The sequence below is a fragment of the Egibacteraceae bacterium genome (genome assembly GCA_035540635.1).
Taxonomy (GTDB): domain Bacteria; phylum Actinomycetota; class Nitriliruptoria; order Euzebyales; family Egibacteraceae; genus DATLGH01.
Genome location: DATLGH010000078.1, coordinates 1 through 20317 on the forward strand (window position 1 = coordinate 1; position 20317 = coordinate 20317).

The window sequence follows — 20317 nt, forward strand, 5'->3', positions numbered from 1 at the left end:
GGACTCGCAGGCGGCGGGAGCCGACGAGGGGCTGGTGCTCGGGGGGCACCGCCCCTTGTCGCGCGCCGGTACACCGCCTCGCCGCGGGACGTATCACACGGCACGCCTCACGCCTCTTTCACTCGACGACCCCATGGAGCCTGACGAGGAGGGAGTGGCCGTGACGTCGCCGATGGGCCTCATGACGCGGCCGCCCTGCACGGCGGGCCGTCCGGTGGCACTTGCTACGCTCGACGCCCGGGTAGGGCGTGAGCGAGGCGGTGAGATGGTCGAGTCGGTGAGCGGCCTTGTGAAGGCGGCGGCCGACGGGGCTCAGGAGGCCTGGGACGCGCTCGTCGCGCGCTACAACAGCCTCGTCTGGTCGGTCGCCCGCAGTCACGGCCTCGGTGCCGTCGACGCCGCCGACGTCGTCCAGACGACCTGGCTGCGCCTCGTCGAGCGGCTGTCCACCATCCGCGAGCCGGAGCGACTCGGCGCGTGGCTGGCCACGACCGCACGCCACGAGTGCCTGCAGAGCCTGCGGCGTGCCGGCCGCCAGATCCCCACCGACGACGAGTTCCGCCTCGAGCCTCGGGAGCCTGCGGGTAGGCCGGTGGACGCCGCGCTGCTCGAGTCGGAGCGCGACGGGGTGCTGTGGCAGTCGGTGGACGAGCTGCCCGACCGCTGCCGCCGACTGTTGCGGGTGCTGATGGCCGACCCGGCGCCGAGCTACGAGGAGACGAGCGCGGCACTCGGGATGCCCATCGGCAGCATCGGACCCACGCGCGCCCGGTGCCTGGAGCAGCTGCGGCGCATCGTGGAAGCCGCCGGGATCAGCGTCGAATCCGGTGACTCCGCATGAGCGAGGAGAGGCCGATGAGCGCCGCCGACCAGGACCGGTTGAGCGAGGAGCTGCGCGCCCTGGCGAGCCGGGTGGACCCGCCGCCGGGCGTCCTCGTCGAGGCCGCCCGCGCCGCGTTCTCCTGGCGGACCCTCGACGCCGAGCTCGCCGAGCTGGTCTACGACTCCGTCGCCGACGAGCGGCTCGCGCTCGCGCTGCGCAGCTCCCCGACCGAGCTGCGGCTGCTCACCTTCACCGTCGACGACGTGACCGTCGAGGTCGAGGTTGCCGTCCAGGGCACCCTGCGCCGGCTGGTGGGACAGGTCGTCCCGATGCAGCCCGCGCGCATCGAGATCTGTCACGGCAGTGGTGTCGCGACGGCGCAGGCCGACGAGATCGGGCGGTTCCGCGCGGACGCGCTGCCCGCCGGTCCGGTCAGTCTTCGCTGCCATCTCGGTGAAGGTGACGACGCCCGCGTCGTGAAAACTGACTGGTTGTTGATGTGAAGGGCGCAGCCGGTCACTGCGGCTTGCGGCGGGGCGCCGGGTGTCGGCGCTGATCGATGGAAGTGTAGCGCTGCTCAGGCGCGCGCGTAGAGGGTCGGCGGTCGCCCTCTGCCTTTATGGTCAGCTTCGGATCCTCGCTCGACGATGTTTCCGGCGAGCAGTTCGTCCTTTACGACCTTCCGGGCGGTTGCAACGGACGCACCCGTCTTCTCCGCAAGGGAAGGAATGGTGAACGTGGTCCCCTTGCGTCTGGGGATGGCCTTGCGCACGTCGTCCGCACCGACGCGGTTCGTGACGCGACGCGTCGACCGCCGCCGCGCGGACCGCGGCAACAGCCCCGCCTCCTGCAGCACATCCGAGGGAACGCCCTCAGCCTGAAAGGCACTCGCGGTCACGCCATGCTCGCTCGCCCACGCCTGCGCATGGACAACGAAAGCTTCGCGTACCGGCGCTTCGTCCGCGCTCTGAGCCTCCTCGAGCTGCTGGCGCAACCGCAGACGCTCAATAGGCTCCGTGGCCTGCTCGAGCGCGTCGGCGAGTTCCTGTACCCGAACGTGGTCGACGACGGATTCAGGGTCGCGCAGGTACGCGAGATAGTTGCTGACGGCCTGTTCCTGAGCCTTTGCGCTCAACCCCTGCTCCTCACTGTCCCGGTCACTGTCTTGACAATAACACACGCGGCCAGGGAAATGGGGTGCATTCGGCCGGCTGTGAGGCAACCTTGCGGCCCGCTTGACGTTGAAGCCGGTACAAGGTTTGGTTTAGGACATACGGATGACTCGATTTGGACGCGGGGCGCGCCTTGCTCACACGTGCGCGTGCATGTGGGGGTGGTGATGAGCGCCCCCCGGCCGGGCCGGCGCGCATCCGTGACTGCCTGAGGGCAGCCGCCCAGGCACCTGCACGCCTGCGCCGCCGCTGACGTGCGCCGCCCCTGGGCGGTACGGTGGGCCTATCTGGCCGGGAGGATGGCCGCACGAAGGTGCGGTGGCGGGCACCGCTCACTCCCGGCGAAGCGGCTCCGCGTCCGGGCCGCTGAGGGCGCAAAGGATCTGGAGGAGCTCGCATGACCACCGTGACGGAAAGCCGCACCTTCCGCATCGTCGTCTCCGTGCTGCTGGTCGTGGTCCTCCTCACGGGCGTCGCGGTTCTCGTCACACGGGCGGGGGGCCCGGGGAACGACGAGCCCGAGCGGGTTCCCTTCGTGCAAGACGACCGCCCGCCCGAGGAGCGTGCGCGGGCGCACCTCGACCAGCTTCCCGACGGCGAGCATCAGGGGCGCTTCATCGCCGTCGACCCACTCACGGTGACGTTCCGGCTCGTGCGCATCCTCCCCGCGGGGGCGCCGGAGGGACCCGTCGAGGACACGTTCCAGACCGTCACGCTGCCGATCGCCCCCGACGCCGGCATCGTGATCTTCAACTGCGCCAACGGCTGCCAGGAGGTCCCGACGACGCTCGAAGCGCTCGTCGCCGGCGAGGTGGCGCCGCACGGGCAGGGCGAGGCCTACTTCGTGTTCAGGTTGGCCGGTGGCACCGTCGTCGCGATGAGCGAGGTCATCGTCGGCGGCTAGACCTCGCCGTTCATGATGCGCCGCCGCGACGGTCGGGGGCCGTGGCGGCCGGACGTGCGGGCGCCGCTTCGGCGGCGGTCCGGACCGCGGTCACGAGCCGCTCGCGGTTGGCGAGGATGTCGTCGAGCAGCGCGCGCCGGTCCCGCAGGGCCTGCCAGCCGCGCCACGCGCGCCGCGCCCGCACCAGCCGTTCGAAGCAGGCCACGGCGATGATCCCCGTGGCGGGGAGGCCGACGAGCAGGAGGACGCTCGCGGCGAGCCCACGCTGGCCCGACAGCCACAGCACCGTCAGCCAGGTGAGCGGGAAGACCGCGACGGCGACGAGGAAGCGCGTGGTGGCTTTCATGACCGGCTTGCGCACGGCCCGGCTGGTGGCGACGACCAACCAGTAGGGCAGGAGGTGCACGGCCGCGCCGACGACCGCGAACGGCGCCATGAGCGCGACGAGCGCGGCGGTCTTCAGGAAGCCGACGAGCAGCTGGCCGGCGGTGTAGCCGGGGACGAGCTGGTGGTCGCGCAACCCGAGCAGCTCGAGGTCGAGGTGGTAGCGGGCGAGGGCGTCGGTGAGCTCGTCGATCACCTCACGCGGCGCGTAGGCGAGCCGCTGAGCGAGCGCTTCCTGCTCGACCATGGGTACGCCGCCGCGACGGTGCTCGGAGCGCTCGGCGATCTCGGCCGCCCGGGAGAGCACCCGCGCCTCGCGGATGTCGCGATAGTCGGGCGACACGGCGCGCAGCCGGCGCTCGATCTCCTGCGTGAGGTGCTGCACCGCGGCGCGGTTCGTCTCGTCCGCCGGTTCCCCGGGACGCACGAGGGCATCGATCTCCTCGTCGAGGTCGAGGGGCCAACCCACCCGTGCGAGCGCGCGGCTGCGCAGCGCGAGCTTGTCGTCGAACGCCATGCCCACGGGGACGATGGCGAGCCCCTCGGCGCCCCATGCTCGGGCGCCGAGCGCCAACCGGGCTGCGCCGGTGCGGATCGGTGCCAGGGCGGGGGCGTCGTGCGTGACCCCTTCCGGGAAGATGGCCACGAGGCCCCGGCGCCTCGACAGAACCTCGTAGCTGCGCGCGAACGCCTGGCGGTTGTCCACGGTGCCGGGTGCGTCCTGGCGGCGCTGCACCGGCAGGAGGCCGGCGAGGGCGAGGAAGGGACGGGCCCAGCGCCGCTCCCACAGGGTCGCCTTGGCGAGGAAGCGGGGGACGCGGCCGAAGACGTGCACGAGGATGGCGGCGTCGGCGAGCCCGTTGAAGTGGTTGGCGACGATGAGCGTGGGCCGCCCGCGTGGTAGCCGCTCGCGCCCCTCCACCTCGACGCAGCGGTAGAAGCCCCGCAGCACGAGGAGCGCGAGGCCGACGAGCAGCCGGTCGAGCGTCCCCCGGACCATGGCTCCAGCCTACGGAAAAGCCGCAGGTGTCGGGGCTCTAGGCGGCGCTCGCGTCGGGGTCGGCGCCGGCCCGCCGGCGCGCGGCAGCCACCGAGGGTGAGACGCCGGTGGCGACACGGAAGCCCGCGAGCAGGGCGCGCGTCTGGGCCCGCAGCGGCCAGGCGCCCAGGCGGGTGGCGGGCAGACCGAGGAGCCGGCGCTGCCAGGGCTGCAGGCTCACCACCGCGCCGGTGAGCATTGTGAGGTAGGCGGTGCGGACGGCCGGTGACAGCGGTGGCCAGGCGAGGAAGCGCAGGGCCTCGCGACCTTGTGCCGTGAGGCCGAGCTCGGAGCGGAACGCCTCCATGCGGGCCGTGAGGTCGGCGACGGTGAGCGCCAGTCGGCCCTCGACGAGCATCGGCAGGCGTGTGGTCCCGCTGCGCAGCGCGCCCACCGCGGCGGGCTCACCGGCGATCATGTCGATGTCGACCCGGGGGTCCAGCAGCGACGCGGCAAGGGACTGCTCGGCGACGAACGCGTCGGCGGACGCCGCGTCGAGGGGCTCGGGGGCGTACGCGCGGTCGGTGGCGAGAAAGCTCGACGTGAGCGCGAGCGAGACCCAGGAGAGCAGGTGCTGGTCGTCGGCCTGGTAGGGGCGCCCGTCGGGTGCCGTGCCTCGGACGAGGCGGTGTGCCCGACGGACCCTCCGGGCGACGTCGAGCGCCTGGCGCGACGAGCCGAACGCCGTGGCGGTCACGTAGGCGCTAGTGCTGTGCAGGCGGCCGAGCGGGTCGGCGCGGAAGCGGGAGTGCTCCGCCACGCCCGCCATGGCGAGCGGGTGGAGCAGCTGGACGAGCAACGCCCGGATGCCGCCGACGATCGCTGCGGGCTCGCCGATGACGCGCGCCGACGCGGAGTCCGCCCCGAACAGCCCCGGGTCGCCGGGGTCGGCGTGGGGGTCGAACGGCGGTGGTCCGAACACGCGGCCCATCCCGGCCCGCACGAGGTCGCGGACGCCGGGGAGGCCTTCGGGGGCCGCGGCGGCGACCCTGCGCAGTGGTGAGATCGTCATGCTCCCATGCTGCCGCGTCGGGGGGCCGCCCGGTGCCGCCGGGGGCCGCCTGGGTGCTGCCCGGCGCGCCGGGCTAGGTCACCGAGCCTTGACCGGTGAGGCGCTGGGAGAGCGCGGTGCCCGCGGCGCCGTCGATGCCGACGCTCGTCATCACGCCAGCATGCCCGCAGGCGCGGCGCGGAGGAGGCGCGCGAAGACCGCCGCGTAGGGCCGGGAAGTTGGCTCGGGGGGATGCGTGTACCGGTGGGGGGCGGCCGGCGTCCGCACCGGGAGCCGGAGCTTGTGCGGCGCTACCGCTGCGCTGCGGGAGCCCTGCGTGGGCGGGAGGTTCCCCACAGGGCCGCGCGCAGGCCCGACGCGCGCTGGATCGGGCGCTCGACGGCGGCGCGCACGGCCTCAGCGGCGCCGACCACGGTGACCGTCGACTCGGCGCGGGTCACCGCCGTGTAGAGCAGCTCGCGGGTGAGGATCGGCGAGCCCGGTTCGGGCAGCACGACGAGGACGTGGCCGAACTGCGAGCCCTGGCTCTTGTGCACGGTCATCGCGTGCACGGTCTCGTGGTCCTCCAGGCGCACGGGGCTCACCGCGCGAACCCCGTCCGCAGCCGGGAACGCCACGGTAGGCTCCCCGCCGGGCCCCGCGACGACGACCCCCACGTCGCCGTTGCGGAGGTTCATCTGGTAGTCGTTGCGGGTGACGAGGACCGGGCGTCCGAGGTACCACGCACCGCCCACGTCGAAGTCGCGGGCCGCGAGCCACCGCTCCACCGCCGGCACCCAGGCCGTCACCCCGACGGAGCCGCGGCGGTGGGCGCACAGCACCCGCAGGGACCCGAGCGCCTCGAGCGCGCCGGCACCGTCGCCGGCACGCGCCGCGGCGAACACCGGCGCGGCGGCGGCAGCCACTGCGTCCCGCACCGGGCCCATGGCGGGGCCCTCGCGCGCCGTCTCGTCACCGAGCGCGGAAATCCAGCGCAGGTCGTCGCGCCCGCTCGCGAGGAGCGTGATGGCGGCCTCGCCGTCGCCGCTGCCGATGGCCTGCGCGAGCGCCGCGATGCCCGAGTCCTCGGCGAAGCGGTGCCTCCGGCGCAGCACGACGATCGCGTCCGCCAGTCCCCGCCGGGTCGCCTCGGCCTCGTCGTTGTCGGACCGCCCCGCGGCGTCGCCCCCACGATGGGGCGGCGCGGTCACCGCGGGGGCGGTCACCGCTGCGACCGGCGTGCTCGCGCCCGCGCGAAGGGGCCCGACGATGTCGCCGAGGACCGCCCCGGCCTCCACGGAGGCGAGCTGGTCGGGGTCGCCGATGAACACGAGGCGCGTGTCGGGCCCCACCGCGCCGAGCAGCTTCGCCATAAGGGCGAGCGACACCATCGACGCCTCGTCGACGACGACGACGTCGTGCGGCAGCGGGTTGTCCCGGTCGTGGCGGAAGCGGGTGTCGCTTCCGGGGCGCCGGCCGAGCAGTCGGTGCACCGTCGACGCCTCCAGGCCGAGGAGCCACCGCCGCACGCCGTCGTCGACGTCGAGCGCCCCCACACCGCGGTGGACGGCCTGGGCCACCCGATCGGCGGCCTTGCCGGTCGGCGCGGCCAGGGCCACGCGGGGGAGCTCACCGCCGGCGCGCTCGTCGGCGAGCAGGGCGAGCACCTTCACCACCGTCGTGGTCTTGCCCGTGCCCGGGCCGCCGGCGATGACGGTGAAGTGGCGCGCGAGGGCGGTGGCGGCCGCGCGGCGCTGGAGGTCGGGCTGCTCGGCGCCGTGCGGGAACAGCCGGTCGAGGCCGGCACCGAGCCGGTCCGCGTCGACCGGCGCGTCCGGGGCCGCCACCCGCCGGCGCAGGTCGTCGAGGACCCGCTGCTCGTAGCGCCAGTAGCGGTCGAGGTACAGCCGGGCGCCCGCCAGCCGCAGCGGACCGCGGTCCGTGTCGCCGGGCGCGGTGAGCGGGCTGGAGCGCACGGCGGCCACCCAGCCGCTGCCGGGCCAGGGCAGCGCGTCGAGGTCGGTGGGAATGTCAGCGTCGACGACGACGGTCTCGCGCACCCGGTCGAGGTCGACGCAGGTGTGACCGAGGCGGGGGGCACGCACGGCGAGCGCTGCGGCGAGCAGCACCGTCTCGTCCTCCTCGCGGCACAGCCGCCCGAGCGTGGCGGCCACGTGCACGTCGGCCGGACGGAGGACGCCGGCCTCGTTGAACGCGTGCAGCAGGCCACCGGCTCGCCGCACGAGGGCGGCGTCGAAGGGGTCGCGGGGCGGCGCCTCGGGCTCGGGCAGCGCCGCCGTGTCCTCCCACGCGGTCACGCGACCCCCTGCCTGCCGGCGGGCGCGCCGGCGTCGAGCAGGTCGCTCAGGTCGGCGACGAGCCCGGCCGGCGGCCGCCAGGCGAACACCCCGCACGGGTGGCCGTCGACCGTCGGCACGTCGCAGCCGGTCATCCCGCGCAGGAACAGGTAAGCCACGCCGGCCAGATGCGTGTCCGGCTCGTAGCCGGGCAGCCGCCAGCGCAGGTAGCGGTGCAGGGCGGCGGCGTACAGCAGCGCCTGCAACGGGTAGTGGGCGCGCATCATCGCCTCGGCCAGCGCCGCCGGCCGGTAGTGCCACGCGCTCAGCTCCTCGCCGGGCACGCCGAGCCGGTTCGTCTTGTAGTCCACGACCGCGAAACGCGGCCCCGGCAGCCGCACGACGAGGTCGATGCTGCCGGTCAGGTACCCGCGCAGCGCGCCGGACGGCGCGCCGGCCAGCGCAGCCAGCCGCTCGGGGTAGCCGGCCAGCGGGTCGGCAGGGTCGAGGCGGCGGCGCAGCAGCCCTGCGATGCTGGCGACGTCGACGTGGCCGGCAGGGTCGCGACCGCCGACCAGCGGCAGCTCGAACGACAGCTCGTCGAGGCGGTCGGGCCGCGTCACCTGCCGCAGCGCGACGCCGTCGAGCAGCGGGCCGAGCGGCGTCTCGAGCCCCCGGCGCAACCCGGCGGCCAGATCGCTCGCGTCGCCCACGTCGAGGAGGCGGTGCTCGAGGAGACGGTCGATGTGGCCGAGCAGCTCGGCGTCGAGGTCGTCCGCGGCGAAGTCGGCCTCCTCCAGCACGGCGTGCACGAAAGTGCCGAACCGCACGCCGCCGCCGGCTCCCGCCAGCGGGCAGCCCACCGCGCGCAGCGCCGCCTCGACACCCGCGCCGTCAGACGGCGTGGCGGCGGCTTCGCCCGGGGCCGGCGCGCTGCCGACGACTGCCCCCACCGCTGCCGCCACGTGGTGGTCCTCGTCGTCCTTGACCGGCTCCCCGGGCTCGCTGCCGACCGCCTCGTGCGGGCGGTCGCGGGTGATCGCGCTGTAGCTGTGGCGGCGCCAGCCGTGGTCGAGGGCGCGCTCCAGCGACGCCGCGTCGAGCGTTCCAGCGGGCAGGCGCTGCCGGTCCCACGTGACGGCGGGTGGGCGCGCCGGGACCGTCTCGACGCCGATCGTGCCGCCCGACGCGTCGGCCAGCGTGCCGAGCCGCTCGAGGGTGCGGTCGTCGTCGGGCAGCGAGGGGGTGCCGCGCGTGTTCACACGCTCGCCGTCGTCGCGTCGGCAGAACAGCACCCGCGCCAGCGGCGACCGGTCCGCGTAGTTGGCCGGTGCCCACCACACGACGGCACGGTGGCGGGCGCGGGTCAGCGCGACGTAGAGCAGCCGCAGGTCCTCGCCGCGCTGCTCGGCTTCGGCGTCGGCGCAGTGCTCGGCGAACGCCGGGTGCCCGTGGCCGCCCACGTCGATCGTGCGGCGCTCGGAGCCGGGGGTGTGGAACACCGGCACGCTGCGGTCAAACCAGGGGCTGGTCCACAGGAACGGGCAGTAGACGATGCCGAACTCCAGGCCCTTGCTGCGGTGCACGGTCATGACCTGCACCGCGTCGGCGTCGGACTCCAACCGCCGGGCGCGCTCCTCGGCCTGGGTGTCCTCTTCGGCCTCGGCCACCTGCTCGCGCAGCCAGGAGGTCAGCGCGGTGACACCCATGGCCTCGGCGCGCTCGGCTGCGTGCAGCAGCTCGGCGACGTGGGCGAGGTCGGTCAGGGTCCGCTCGCCGCCGGCGCGGCCGAGCAACCGGGCAGGCAGCCGCTCGGTCGCGGCCAGGGCCTGCCACAGGGACGCGACGCTGCGCTCGCGCAGCACGCCGGCCCACTGGTGCAGCCGCTGGTGGACGCCGTCCCACTCGGCGTCGTTGGCGGTGGCGACCCGTTCGGCGTCCCATCCCAGGAACGTGGTGAGCACCGCCGGGCGCGCCCGCCACGGTGACGACGGACGCTCGAGCGCGCGCAGGAGCGCCAGCCAGTCCTCGGCGGCCTGCGTGGCGAACACGCTGCCGACGCCGTTGATGACCGCCGGCACGCCGGCGTCGCGCAGGTGGCGCTGCACGAGCGTGGCGTCCGCGTTGCGCTTGACCAGCACGGCCAGGTCCGGCGGCGCGACCGGCCGCTTCCTCTGCCCCCCGCCGGGGACCTGTTCCAGGATCGTGGCGCCCGAGGAGAGCAACGTGACGATCTGCCCGGCGAGGTCGCGGGCCACGTGCTCGCGGGCGCCGTCGGCTCGCAGGTATCGTGGCGGGGGGTCCTCGACGTCGCGGCGCACCACCCGCAGGCACAGGGCGGCGTCACCGGGCGCCCCGCGCAGGCGCGGTTCGGCGTGGGCGTCGGCGGCGCTGACCGCCTCGTAGGCGATGCCGTCGTGGCCGAGCCGCGCACCCGCGAAAAGCACGTTGTAGGCGTCGAGCAGCGGCGCGTCGGAGCGCCAGTTGCGCGTCAGTCCCGCGGTCGCGCCGGCGGCTCGCTTGGCGCGCAGGTAGGCGTAGACGTCGGCGCCGCGGAACGAGTAGATGGCCTGCTTCGGGTCGCCGATCAGCACGAGCGGGCGGTCGCCGCCGCCGAACGCGGCGTCCACGATGCGCCACTGGATCGGGTCGGTGTCCTGGAACTCGTCGACCAGCGCCACGTGGTACTGGTGGCGCAGCCGCCGCGCGGTCGTGCGGGCCTCGGCGTCCCCGCCGTCGAGGGTGTCGGCCAGCCGCGTCAGCACGTCGTTGAACGACAGCACGCCGACGGTGCGCTTGCGCCGGTCGACCTCGGCGCGGACCTTGTGGGCGAAGCGCACCCGCATCGCCGCGGTGGGGTCGTCGGCCGGGTCGGGGGCGAGGTCGGCGTCGGGGTTGCCGACGACCGCGTGCGCGATGGCCAGGGCGTCGCGGCGGGGGAGCTCGAGGTCGTCGTCGCGGCGGCGGTGGAACCTCTGCACGAGAAGGTCGTCGACGACCGACTCGACGAGGTCGCGCTCGTCCTCGATCAGCGTGGCGGCGCGGTCGGCGTCTCCGGACAGCCCGAGGCTGCCGAGCACGTGCTGGCAGAAGCCGTGGATCGTTGAGATGGTGGCCGCGTCGAAGTCAGCCAGTGCCAGGCGCAGCCGGTCCGCGCGCGCCCGCCGGTCCTCCGGCGAGCCGGCGGCCAGCACCGCGGCGAGCGGGTCGCCGGCCGGCGGCGGGCCACCGGCCAGCACGCGGTCGAGCAGGTCGGCCGACCGCACGAGCCGCGTGCGCACGCGGTCGCGCAGCTCGGCCGTCGCGGCGCGGGTGAAGGTGACCACGAGCAGTCGGGGCAGCGGCACGCCGCCGGCGACGTAGCGGACCACCAGGGCCTCGATCGTGTACGTCTTGCCGGTGCCGGCGCTGGCCTCGAGGATCGTCACCCCGGCCGGCAGCGGCCCTTCGAGCTTGAACGGCGTCATGGCGGTCCCAGCTCCTCCACGGCCAGAAGCCCCGACCACAACCGGCGGGCGTGGCGGCCGAGCCGCGACGGCTCCTCGTCGAACCAGCCGTCGCCGCACTCGTCGGGGCGGGGGCCCTCGGCGAGCAGCTCGTCGAAGGGCCGCACGCCGCCCAGCACGAGCCGGTGGGCGGGCTCCCTGTCCTCCCTGGCGAACGTCGGCTGCGAGGTGTACCAGCGGCTGGCGGCGGCGCGGGGGTCCTCGCCCTTGCCGGCGATCTCGGCGTAGGCGGCCGACGTGGCGCAGTAGACGGGCAGCGGTTCGCGCATGCCACGGTCGTAGATGTCGGCGAGGCGCGCGAGCTCGGCCAGTGCGAGGTCGCGGCGCTCGGTCGCGTCCTCGCCGAGGGGGCCGAGCCGGGAGACGGCCACGAGCTGCTTGCCGCGGCCCGAGGCGGCCCGCCCGACGGTGACGGCGCAGAACGCCCGGTCGGGGGCGGCAGCGGTGGCGGCCAGCAGCCGCGCCCACGCCGCGAGGCGGTGCTTGGGTCCGAGGCGGGCGTACTGCACGGCGAGGATCACCTGGCCGTGGACCCCGGCCACCGTCCCGACGAGGGTGCGCCCGCCGGGCAGCGCCACGTGCACGGGCAGCACGCCCACGGCGGCGCCCCGGTCACCGGCCCGCTCGGCGACTGCAGCCCGTGCGGCCTCGATGATCGCATCGACGTCGGCCCGGATCGGGGCGAGCGCGCGGTCGGCCAGCGCGCCGGGCGGCAGGACACCGCGGGCCAGCTCGGCGGCGGTCCAGGCGGCCTCGTCGACGCCGGCCAGGCGTGCGGTCAGCAGGCGCTCGCCGACGCCGTGGCGCTCGAGTGGGGACAGCTCGACGGGGATCGCGTCCGACGGCTCGTCGCCGGCGCGGGGCAGGCTGATGTCGAGGCGCCGGCGAAGGAACGCCTTGACGGGGTTGCCGAGGAACGTCACGAGCTCGTCGAGCTCGAGCGTGCGGGCAGGCTCCCAGCCCTCCAGCGGGCCCTCGAGGAAGCCTCTTTCCGGAGTGGCGCCGACGGCCCGGGCGCGCGCCCCGGCCAGAGAGACGTGGTCGAAGCCCCAAGGGCCGGCGCGCCCCAGCGCTCCGGGAGTGAAGTTGCGCGCGTCGAACGGCTGCAGCGGGTGGTCGACGCCGACGCGCTCGCTTGCCGCCTTGCCGTCGCCGGTGCGGACGGTCGCGTCGATCGTGTCGAGCAGCTCACCGACCGGCACGGCCGGCGGGCGCTGGTCGTTGGTCCGCTCGTCGCGACCGGTGTAGGTGACGACGAGCGCGTCGCCGGCGGCGAGCAGCGCGTCGAGCAGCAGCTGGCGGTCCTCGGTGCGCAGGTCGCGGTCGCCGACACGCGGCGTGCGGTCGAGCAGGTCGTCCCCGTCGGGCACCGTGCGGCGGGGGAACGCGCCGTCGTCCATGCCGAGCAGGCACACCACCCGGTGGGGCACCGAGCGCATCGGCACGAGGGTGCACACGGTGAGGTCACCGGTGCGGTGGTTGGCACGGCTCGGGCGGCCCTGCAGCCGGTCGCCGAGCAGGACCCGGGCCTCCGGCAGGGCGAGGGCGACCTCGCTGCCGGCGGACTGCCCACGCAGGTCGTCGAGCAGCCGGTCGAGCTGGAGACGCTGCCAGCGGTCGGCTTCCGCCGTGGCGGCGAGCAGGTTGGCGGTGAGGGCGAGGGCCGCCGCCCACTGGTCGACCGTCTGGGGGCCCTGCAGCGCGGTGACCGCCTCGTCGAGCCGGTCGACGAGCTCGGCCAGCCGCCCCGCGAGGTCGACCTCGGTACCCTCCACGTCGTCGAGCGGGGCGGTGCCCTCGACGAGCCGCCCCCCGTCGTCGGCGGTCGTGACGCCGAGCAGGATCCGGTTGAGTCCGGCGCGCCACGTGTTGGCCTCGACGCCGCCGAGGTCGAACGCCGCCCGGTGCCCGGCGTGCAGCCCCCAGCGGACCTGCGCCGCGGCGACCCACGTCTCGAGGCGGGTCAGGGCCGCGTCGTCGAAGCCGAACCGCCGGCGCACGGGTTCCCGGCTGGCGAGGTCGAGGACCTCCGAGGCGGTCAGCCGGCCGTCGGCGCGGTCGAGGACGTCGGCGACCACCCGCAGCAGCGGGTTGGTCTGGCGGATCGCGCGGTCGGCGAGCTTCACCCGCACGTCGGGCAGGCGCGGCGTGCCTGCCCGATCACCCGCGGCGGGCGGCACGCCGAAGACCGCCTGCACGATCGGGGCGTACGCCTCGATGTCGGGGCACATGACCACGATGTCGCGGGGCTCGAGTTCGCTGTCGTCGGCGAGCAGGTGCAGGATCGCGTCGCGCAGCACCTCGACCTGCCGTGTCCGTCCGTGGCAGGCGTGGACCTGCACCGACCGGTCGCCGGGCTCGAGCAGCGCCCGCGCGTCGTCGGCGCCGGCGACGGGACGACCCGGCGGCGGGCGGTCCGCGCGGACGTCGGCCTGCAGGCGGGCGAGCAGCGTTCCGGGGGGCGTCCGCCCTGCGGGCAGGTGGTCGTCGACCGGCGCGGGCCCGCTCGACACGACCAGCTGCATCTCCCGCGCGTCGCGTCCCCACGAGGCGAGCAGCGGGTTGCGGGCGAGCCCGCTCGTAGGGTCCTCGTCGCGGCGCACGACCGGTCGCGGTGCCCCGCCGAGGGTGGCGGCCACCGCTGCCCACAGCGCCGGCGAGGGGTGGAGGAGGAACAGGTGCACCTCGTGCGCCGCGAGCGCGCCGAGGACCCGCAGATAGCTCGCGGGCAGTGCGGTGAGGCCGAACACGGCGATGCGGTCGGGCAGGTCGGGCACGCGCGTACCCGCCGCCAGCGCGGCTGCCGCCTGCGCGAGGCGCTCCGCGGGGCTCGCGGCTGGAAGGCGCCTGCGCACGAGCCGCCAGAGGTGCGCCTGCCACACCGCGTCGGCGTCGAGCGCGGCGCCATCCGCGTCGACGTCGCGGTCCTCTGCCCACGCGCACAGCATCCGCGGGCGGTGGACCGCGTAGCGGTCGAAGAGGTCGGCGATGTGGCGCGCGGCGGCGAACCGCCGGTTGCGCCGGGTGGGATCGGCGTCGTTCGGCCGTCCGCCGAGGTGGGTGCGCAGCGGTCCGAGCCACTCCTCGCCGAGGTGGGCGTCGATCACCTCGAGCAGCGGCCACACGAGCCGGGAGGGCACCCAGGGGTCGGCGTCCGCGCCCACGGCGCCGGCGACGGCGAGCGCCCGCCCCACGACCGTGGCCGGAAAGGGGAACTCGACGTTCGCGCAGACGCCGTCAAGGCCGCCGCCCGCCCCGAGCCGCAGGGACAGCTCCTGTGCGAGCCAGCGCTCGATGCCGCGGGTGGGGACCGCGACGAGGTCCGGGGTGAACGGGTCGGGGGGCGCCTCGGCGAGCACCCCGGCGAGCGCGTCGACGAGCCGGTCGGCCCGCTCGGCGCGGTGGATGCGCAAGGTGGACACGGGTGCCATGGTCCGTCGAGTATGCCGGTGCGGTGTGACTGCCCGGAGTTGCCCCGGGGCGGCCGGCGGGCAAGGCTCGCAACCCGTGACCCGTCCACCCGGCCGCCCGCGCGGCGCCCAGCGGCTGCTGCCCGTGGAGGAGCGACCCCGCGCACGGCTGATCTTCGCGATCACCGCGACGGGGATCACGGGCAACGCGGTCATCACCCCGTCGCTGCCGGAGATCCTCGCTGGGGTGGGGGCGGCGCCGGGGCAGGCGGGCCTCGTGATCGGTGCGACGACCCTGCCCGGGATCTTCCTCGCCCCGGTGATCGGGCTCCTCGCCGACCGCTACGGCCGCCGCGAGGTCGTCGTGCCCTGCCTCGTGCTGTTCGCCGTGGCGGGGGGCATGGCGGCGACCTCCCCGTCGCTTGCGTGGCTGCTCGGCTGGCGGCTGCTCCAGGGCGCCGGGGCGGCCGGTCTCGTCAACCTCGCGGTCGTGCTCGTCGGCGATCTCTGGGAGGGTCCGCGGCGCGCCGCGATGATCGGGCGCAACAGCGCGGTGCTCACCACCTGCCTCGCGCTCGGCCCCCTCCTGGGCGGCGGCCTCACCGACCTCGCCGGGTGGCGGGCGCCGTTCCTCGTCTATCCCGTGGGCCTCGTCACCGCTGCGCTCGTCGCGCGGCACCTACCGCGCTCGCAGCCGCGCGACGTCGACGTCGGGCAGCAGCTGCGTGACCTGCCTCCCGCCCTGCGCGAGCCGGGGGTCGCCCGCGCCCTCGCTGCGGGCGCCGTGACCTTCGCCGTCATCTTCGGCCTCATGCTCACCGTGCTGCCGCTGCACCTCGAGCGCGTCTTCGGCCTCGGTCCGACCGCCCGCGGCCTCCTGCTCGGCGCGCCCGCGATCGCGAACACCGCGGTCGCGCTCGCCACGGGCCGGCTGCAGCGCTTCGCGAAGCGGGCGCTGCTCGCGGCCGCGGCCGTCGTCATGGCCGCGGGCCTCGCCCTGATCGGGGCGGCTCCCACCCTTCCGGTGCTCGTCGCCGCGGTGCTGTGCTTCGGCGCCGGGGAGGGGCTCATGGTGCCGAACCTCCAGGACATCGCGGCGAGCTCGCGCCAGCGCAGCCGGGGGGCCATCGTCGCCCTGTTCGTCAGCGCGTCAAGGGTGGGCCAGACCGCGGGCCCGCTCGCGGCGGGCGCCGGCATGGCCGTCGTCGGAACCGCCGCGACCTTCGGCGCGGCCGCGGTGGCGTGCCTCGCGCTGCTGCTGCCGCTCGCGCTCGTCGGCCGGCGCGGGGGGACGCCGCTCCCGCCGGCCGGCGTCGCCCGCTGACCCGCCGTCACGGGGATGCGAGGGTGGCGCGCACTCCGTAGTGGTCGGAGACGACCGGGGCGTCCTTGCCGGTGAGCACGACCGCCGCGTCGCGCACCGCGAGGTCCCTCACGAGCAGGTGGTCGACTCGTCGGCCGGCCAGCTCGGGCTGCCACAGGTAGGGGTTCACGCGGTCGAACGTCGGGCGGTCCTCGGCGCCCGCGGCGGTCACGGCGTCGACGAACCCCGCCTCGACGAGCGTGTCGAGCGCGCGCGAGCCGACGACGTCGTTGAGGTCGCCGGCGATCACCGCCGGCCCCGCCCAGGCCGCCAGCGCGTCGCGGATCGCGGCGGCCTGCTCCGCGCGCTGCTGGCCGGCGTCGAGCCGCCACGCGAGGTGGGTGTTCGCGAGCCGCACCGTGCCCCCCGGCGCGGGCACGTCGACAACCTGCACCGCGCGGGGGTGGTCGGTTCGCGCGCCGGGCAGCCGGACGGTGGCGACCGGCTCGGCGGCGCCGGCAGCCAGCACGGCAAGGCCCTCGCCGCGCCGCATCCCACGGCCGGTGCGCACGTGGTGGACCACCGGGTAGCCGACCGCGTCGGCGAGGCGGTGCGCCTGCGTCACGCCCGCCCAGTCGTCGACCTCCTGCAGGGCGACGACGTCGGGGCGCTCGGCCAGGAGGTAGGCGGCGAGCGCCGAGAGCCGGTCGGCGACAGGACCGTTCGTGCCCCACAGGTTGAGCGTCAGAAGCCGCACGCCCGCCATGCAAGCACACCGCGTCCGGCAGGCGTGCGTGCGCTACGCTGCCGGCGGCCTTCCCCGACGCGCAAACTCGAGGAGGCGCGATGACGTCGTCCGCGCAGGCCACCACGGCGCGGCCCGACCTCGCCGGCGTGGTGGGACCGGGATGGCCCGAGGCGCTCGCGCCGGTGCGGGGCCGCCTCGCCGAGCTCGGCGACTTCCTGCGCGCCGAGCAGGCCGCGGGGCGCCGGTTCCTGCCCGCCGGGGACCGCATCCTCGCGGCGTTCGCCCAGCCGTTCGACGCGGTGCGCGTGCTCGTCGTGGGCCAGGACCCGTACCCGACGCCCGGCCACCCCATCGGCCTGTGCTTCTCCGTCGCGCCCGACGTGCGGCCCCTGCCCGGCAGCCTCGCGAACATCTTCCGCGAGTACGCCGACGACCTCGGGCATCCCGCCCCGCGATGCGGCGACCTCACCCCGTGGACGCGCCAGGGGGTCATGCTGCTCAACCGGGTGCTCACCGTTCGTGCGGGTGCGCCCGCGTCGCATCGCGGCAAGGGATGGGAGGAGGTCACCGACCAGGCGATCCGCGCGCTCGTCGCCCGTGACCGCCCGCTCGTGGCGATCCTCTGGGGCAAGGACGCCCGCGGCCTGAAGCCGCTGCTCGCCGATGTCCCGGTCGTCGAGAGCCCCCACCCGAGTCCCCTGTCGGCCCGCTACGGGTTCTTCGGCTCGCGTCCGTTCAGCCGCGCCAACGCCTTGCTCGCGGCGCAGGGCGCCGAACCCGTCGACTGGCGGCTGCCCTGACGTCGGGGCCGCGTCAGCCGCCCGGCGCCCGCCGGCGCGTGCGGTAGGCGCGGGCCTTCGCCCGGTTGCCGCAGACCTCCATGGCGCACCCGGACACCAGGGGAGCGGGGGAGGGGCGCGACGGGCGCCGCGCCGCGCGGGTCAGCCCGCCGCGAGCAGGGCCTGCGACGTGCGCCGCGCGAGCGCCATGCAGGTGAGCATCGGGTTCGCGCCGCTCGCGGTCGGGAAGGCGCTCGTGTCGCCGATCCACACGCCGGGCGTGTCGTGCAGCTGGCCCTCGGGATCGGCCACGCTCGCGGCGGGATCGGTGCCCATGCGGGCCGTGCCCATCTGGTGGGCGCTGAACATCGTCCGCCGGCCGCCCTCGGAGGGGATGGACCGCACCCGGGCCACGTACCGGTCGAGGGGCTTGCCCCGCCGCCAGAGCGTCGCCGCCGGGGTGAGGTCAAGGATCGCCCGCGCACCCGCGGCCTCGTGCAGGCGGGCCATCGCCTCGAGGGCGCCGTGCACATGCTCGCGGTCGACCGCGTCCTCGAGCGGGTAGTGCACCACCGCATCCCCCGCGTCGTCGACGGTGACCCGGCCGCCGCCGCGGTCACGCACGATGCCGATGAACGGGGCCAGGTGCGTGGCCCGCCCGGCGAGGACCTTGTGGGCCCGCCCCGACCGCCAGGGTGTGCTCGCCGCGAAGAGACCCGTGCCGTAGTGGGGGCACTCGACGAGGAAGCCGTAGCCGTCGAACAGATCGGCGAACTCGTCGACGACGACCGTCTGGGGCGCTCCCCACCAGGGGCGCTGCTCGTCCGGGTAGTAGCCGGCGAGGGCCGCGACCGGGTGCAGGCGCAGGTGCCGGCCGACCGCCGGGCCGCCGATCCCCGAGCGCAGGAGCAGCGCCGGGGTCTCCAGGGCCCCGCCGGCGACCACGACGACCGGGGCGCGCACGGTCACCTGCCTCCCGTCGCGCACGCGGGCCTCCACCCCTGCGGCGCGCCCGTTCTCCACGAGGATGCGCCCGGCACGGCAGCCGACGACGATGCGCGCGTCCGCCTCGGCGGCGTCCCCGAGGTAGGTGCGGGTCGTCGTCTGCTTGCAGCCGGTCCGGTCGCCGAAGCCCATGTGGCCGGCGGCGCCGGCGTCGTAGCGACCCGGGTCGGCACTGAGCAGCGCGGTGCCCCACGACCAGCCGCGTGCCCCGGCGCCCTCGGCCAGGCGCGCGTTCGGCCCGTTGCGCTCGCTGCAGTCAACGGTGACCGAGATCCGCTGCGCGACCGCGTCGAGGTGCTCGTCGAAGGCGGGGCTGTCGAGGTCGGTGAGCCCGTGACGGGCCCACTCCGCCCGCAGCTGCGGGCGCGGGCGGACGCAGTTGGCCCAGTTCACGGTCGTTCCGCCGCCGAGGGTCGCCCCGGCGGCCATGACGATCGTGCCGTCGGCCGTGGGCGTCCAGCCACCGCGCCAGTAGAGGTCGCGGTAGGCGACGACCTCGTAGGGCGGGAAGTCGGGCTCCTCGAAGTGCCCGCCGGCCTCGAGCACGACGACGTCCTTGCCCGCGCGGGCGAGCTCCCCGGCCACGACCCCACCCCCGGCGCCCGACCCGACGATGCAGACGTCGGCCTGCAGCGGCACGTACCGGCGTCCCGGCATCGGGGCGAGGGGACGGACCCGGCGCGCGGCGGGCGCCTCGACGTCGGGTGGCCCGGGATAGCCGACGACCGGCCAGTTGGGGTTCGCGCCGCGCTCGTCGGGCAGCGCGTAGAAGTGCAGCATCGTCAGGGCACGCAGGCCGTCGAGGCCTCGGGCGACGTCGGCGGCGGTCTGCCGCAGCGCCTTCACCGCGGCCGTGCGGGCGATCAGCGGCAGGCGCGAGAACCCCATGCCCGCCAGCACGTCGAGGAGCTGCTCGAGGCCGGCGCGGTCCTCCTCGCCGAGCCGGGTGGCGATGTACCCGGCGACGGCCCGCTCGGTGCCGACGTCCGACGCGGTCCGCGCCCAGTATGGGTCGGGCGACGCCACGCGCGGGGGGTCGACGGCCGGCACGAACGTGTCGCACAGCGCACGCAGGGCGCCGAGGCGTCGCTGGCCCCTCGCGCCCGCGGCCCAGGTCGCCGCTGCCTCCTCGAGCTCTTGCCGCATCGCCCTCTCCGGTGTCGGGGGGCAAGCCTAATATGGTTCGCAACGTTGATCGCGTCCCCCGCGTCGGTCGGTCGACAAGGCGTTGTGGGCGCGGTGGTCATGGCCGCCTACGTCACCGGCATGTCCACCAGGAAGGTCGACGACCTCCTGTTGCGCGGGGCTGCGACTCGGTCCGTGCTCCTTCGGCGGCGACCGCCTCGACCGGGCTTGCGGGGCGCCGGGCACCTATACGTCCGGAATGAAAGAAAAGAAAAAGAACTCAGATGTCGAAGACGTTTGCGACCGACACGCCGGGGACGCTGACCACGCGGGCGTACGCCGAGGCGGTGCACTACGAGACCGACGAGGGCGGGTGGGAGCCGATCGATGTGGCGTTGACGCCTGGGCGGGAGGGCCGTCTTGAGAACGGCGCGAACAGTTTCGGGCTGTCGGTCGCGGCCGACAGCGGGCAGGGGCTGCTGGCCGAGTTGGACTTGGGCCAGGGTCGCCGGATCGGGTTCTCGCTTGACGCCGAGCACAAGCGCCCGGGGGTGGCGGATCGGGCGTCGGGGGGCTCGGCGGTGGTGTACCGCCAGGTCCGCCCGCACGTGGATCTGCGGTTGACGTCGACCGCGACGGGGTTGAAGGAGGAGCTGGTGTTGCGCTCGCCCGCCGCACCGGACACCTTCGAGTTCCCGTTGCGTCTCGAGGGGGTGCGCGCGCAGCTTGACCCGGCGACGGGCGCGGTGGTCTACCACGACGCCGCCGGGGAGCTGGTCGCTGCGGTGCCGGCGGGGTGGATGGAGGACGCCGCGGGCGGCACACCGGGGG

General features: G+C 75.5%; 14 protein-coding genes. 6 read left to right on the forward strand and 8 right to left on the reverse strand.

The annotated features are described in order from the left end of the window. The first annotated feature begins 265 nt into the window (after positions 1 to 265). Positions 266 to 841: a sigma-70 family RNA polymerase sigma factor gene (locus VM324_12680; GenBank protein HVM00139.1), complete on the forward strand. Its 576-nt coding sequence runs from the start codon at positions 266 to 268 to the stop codon at positions 839 to 841. Between the two features lie 14 nt (positions 842 to 855). Continuing rightward, positions 856 to 1326, forward strand: coding sequence for a hypothetical protein (locus VM324_12685; protein HVM00140.1), 471 nt, complete (start codon positions 856 to 858; stop codon positions 1324 to 1326). Positions 1327 to 1400: 74 nt separating this feature from the next. Here the strand turns inward: VM324_12685 and VM324_12690 are convergent, their stop codons facing one another. Next, the gene (locus VM324_12690) at positions 1401 to 1958 is read right to left on the reverse strand and encodes a hypothetical protein (GenBank protein HVM00141.1); all 558 of its coding nucleotides are present in this window, start codon (positions 1956 to 1958) and stop codon (positions 1401 to 1403) included. Between the two features lie 434 nt (positions 1959 to 2392). Between VM324_12690 and VM324_12695 the strand changes: the two genes are divergently transcribed. Next, positions 2393 to 2899 (forward strand): hypothetical protein, encoded by a 507-nt coding sequence (locus VM324_12695; protein ID HVM00142.1) that lies wholly within the window; start codon positions 2393 to 2395, stop codon positions 2897 to 2899. A gap of 10 nt (positions 2900 to 2909) precedes the next feature. Here the strand turns inward: VM324_12695 and VM324_12700 are convergent, their stop codons facing one another. The 5 genes from VM324_12700 to recC all read right to left on the reverse strand — a co-directional run bounded on the left by VM324_12700 (position 2910) and on the right by recC (position 14538). Beyond that, on the reverse strand, positions 2910 to 4283 hold the full coding sequence (locus VM324_12700) for a 1-acyl-sn-glycerol-3-phosphate acyltransferase (GenBank protein ID HVM00143.1): 1374 nt from the start codon (positions 4281 to 4283) through the stop codon (positions 2910 to 2912). 37 nt (positions 4284 to 4320) lie between these two features. After that, positions 4321 to 5334, reverse strand: coding sequence for an oxygenase MpaB family protein (locus VM324_12705; protein HVM00144.1), 1014 nt, complete (start codon positions 5332 to 5334; stop codon positions 4321 to 4323). A 290-nt stretch (positions 5335 to 5624) separates the two neighbouring features. Further along, positions 5625 to 7631 carry an exodeoxyribonuclease V subunit alpha gene (gene recD, locus VM324_12710; GenBank protein HVM00145.1) on the reverse strand — a complete coding sequence of 669 codons (2007 nt, stop codon included), beginning with the start codon at positions 7629 to 7631 and terminating at the stop codon, positions 5625 to 5627. After that, positions 7628 to 11077 carry a UvrD-helicase domain-containing protein gene (locus tag VM324_12715; protein HVM00146.1) on the reverse strand — a complete coding sequence of 1150 codons (3450 nt, stop codon included), beginning with the start codon at positions 11075 to 11077 and terminating at the stop codon, positions 7628 to 7630. Before VM324_12715 ends, recD begins: the two co-directional genes overlap by 4 nt. After that, positions 11074 to 14538 carry an exodeoxyribonuclease V subunit gamma gene (recC, locus tag VM324_12720; protein ID HVM00147.1) on the reverse strand — a complete coding sequence of 1155 codons (3465 nt, stop codon included), beginning with the start codon at positions 14536 to 14538 and terminating at the stop codon, positions 11074 to 11076. The genes VM324_12715 and recC overlap by 4 nt, the downstream gene beginning before the upstream one ends. A gap of 85 nt (positions 14539 to 14623) precedes the next feature. Here recC and VM324_12725 point away from each other — a divergent pair, with 85 nt between their 5' ends. Beyond that, positions 14624 to 15850 carry an MFS transporter gene (locus tag VM324_12725; protein HVM00148.1) on the forward strand — a complete coding sequence of 409 codons (1227 nt, stop codon included), beginning with the start codon at positions 14624 to 14626 and terminating at the stop codon, positions 15848 to 15850. Between the two features lie 7 nt (positions 15851 to 15857). Here VM324_12725 and VM324_12730 read toward each other — a convergent pair whose 3' ends face one another. Further along, positions 15858 to 16586: an endonuclease/exonuclease/phosphatase family protein gene (locus VM324_12730; protein HVM00149.1), complete on the reverse strand. Its 729-nt coding sequence runs from the start codon at positions 16584 to 16586 to the stop codon at positions 15858 to 15860. 89 nt (positions 16587 to 16675) lie between these two features. On the opposite strand from VM324_12730, the gene VM324_12735 reads away from it, so the two are divergent. Beyond that, entirely contained in the window at positions 16676 to 17377 is a 702-nt protein-coding gene (locus VM324_12735; protein HVM00150.1) for a uracil-DNA glycosylase, read from the forward strand. A 141-nt stretch (positions 17378 to 17518) separates the two neighbouring features. Here the strand turns inward: VM324_12735 and VM324_12740 are convergent, their stop codons facing one another. Next, positions 17519 to 19507, reverse strand: coding sequence for a GMC family oxidoreductase (locus VM324_12740; protein ID HVM00151.1), 1989 nt, complete (start codon positions 19505 to 19507; stop codon positions 17519 to 17521). A 263-nt stretch (positions 19508 to 19770) separates the two neighbouring features. On the opposite strand from VM324_12740, the gene VM324_12745 reads away from it, so the two are divergent. Then, a partial coding sequence (locus VM324_12745) for a hypothetical protein (GenBank protein ID HVM00152.1) occupies positions 19771 to 20317 on the forward strand: 547 nt, incomplete at its 3' end.

Bases quoted from the DNA above. Each gene is read 5' to 3' on its own strand.
- VM324_12680 (HVM00139.1), top strand. From the start codon at position 266: ATGGTCGAGTCGGTGAGCGGCCTTGTGAAGGCGGCGGCCGACGGGGCT.
- VM324_12685 (HVM00140.1), top strand. From the start codon at position 856: ATGAGCGCCGCCGACCAGGACCGGTTGAGCGAGGAGCTGCGCGCCCTG.
- VM324_12695 (HVM00142.1), top strand. From the start codon at position 2,393: ATGACCACCGTGACGGAAAGCCGCACCTTCCGCATCGTCGTCTCCGTG.
- VM324_12700 (HVM00143.1), bottom strand. From the start codon at position 4,283: ATGGTCCGGGGGACGCTCGACCGGCTGCTCGTCGGCCTCGCGCTCCTC.
- VM324_12705 (HVM00144.1), bottom strand. From the start codon at position 5,334: ATGACGATCTCACCACTGCGCAGGGTCGCCGCCGCGGCCCCCGAAGGC.
- VM324_12715 (HVM00146.1), bottom strand. From the start codon at position 11,077: ATGACGCCGTTCAAGCTCGAAGGGCCGCTGCCGGCCGGGGTGACGATC.
- VM324_12735 (HVM00150.1), top strand. From the start codon at position 16,676: ATGACGTCGTCCGCGCAGGCCACCACGGCGCGGCCCGACCTCGCCGGC.
- VM324_12740 (HVM00151.1), bottom strand. From the start codon at position 19,507: ATGCGGCAAGAGCTCGAGGAGGCAGCGGCGACCTGGGCCGCGGGCGCG.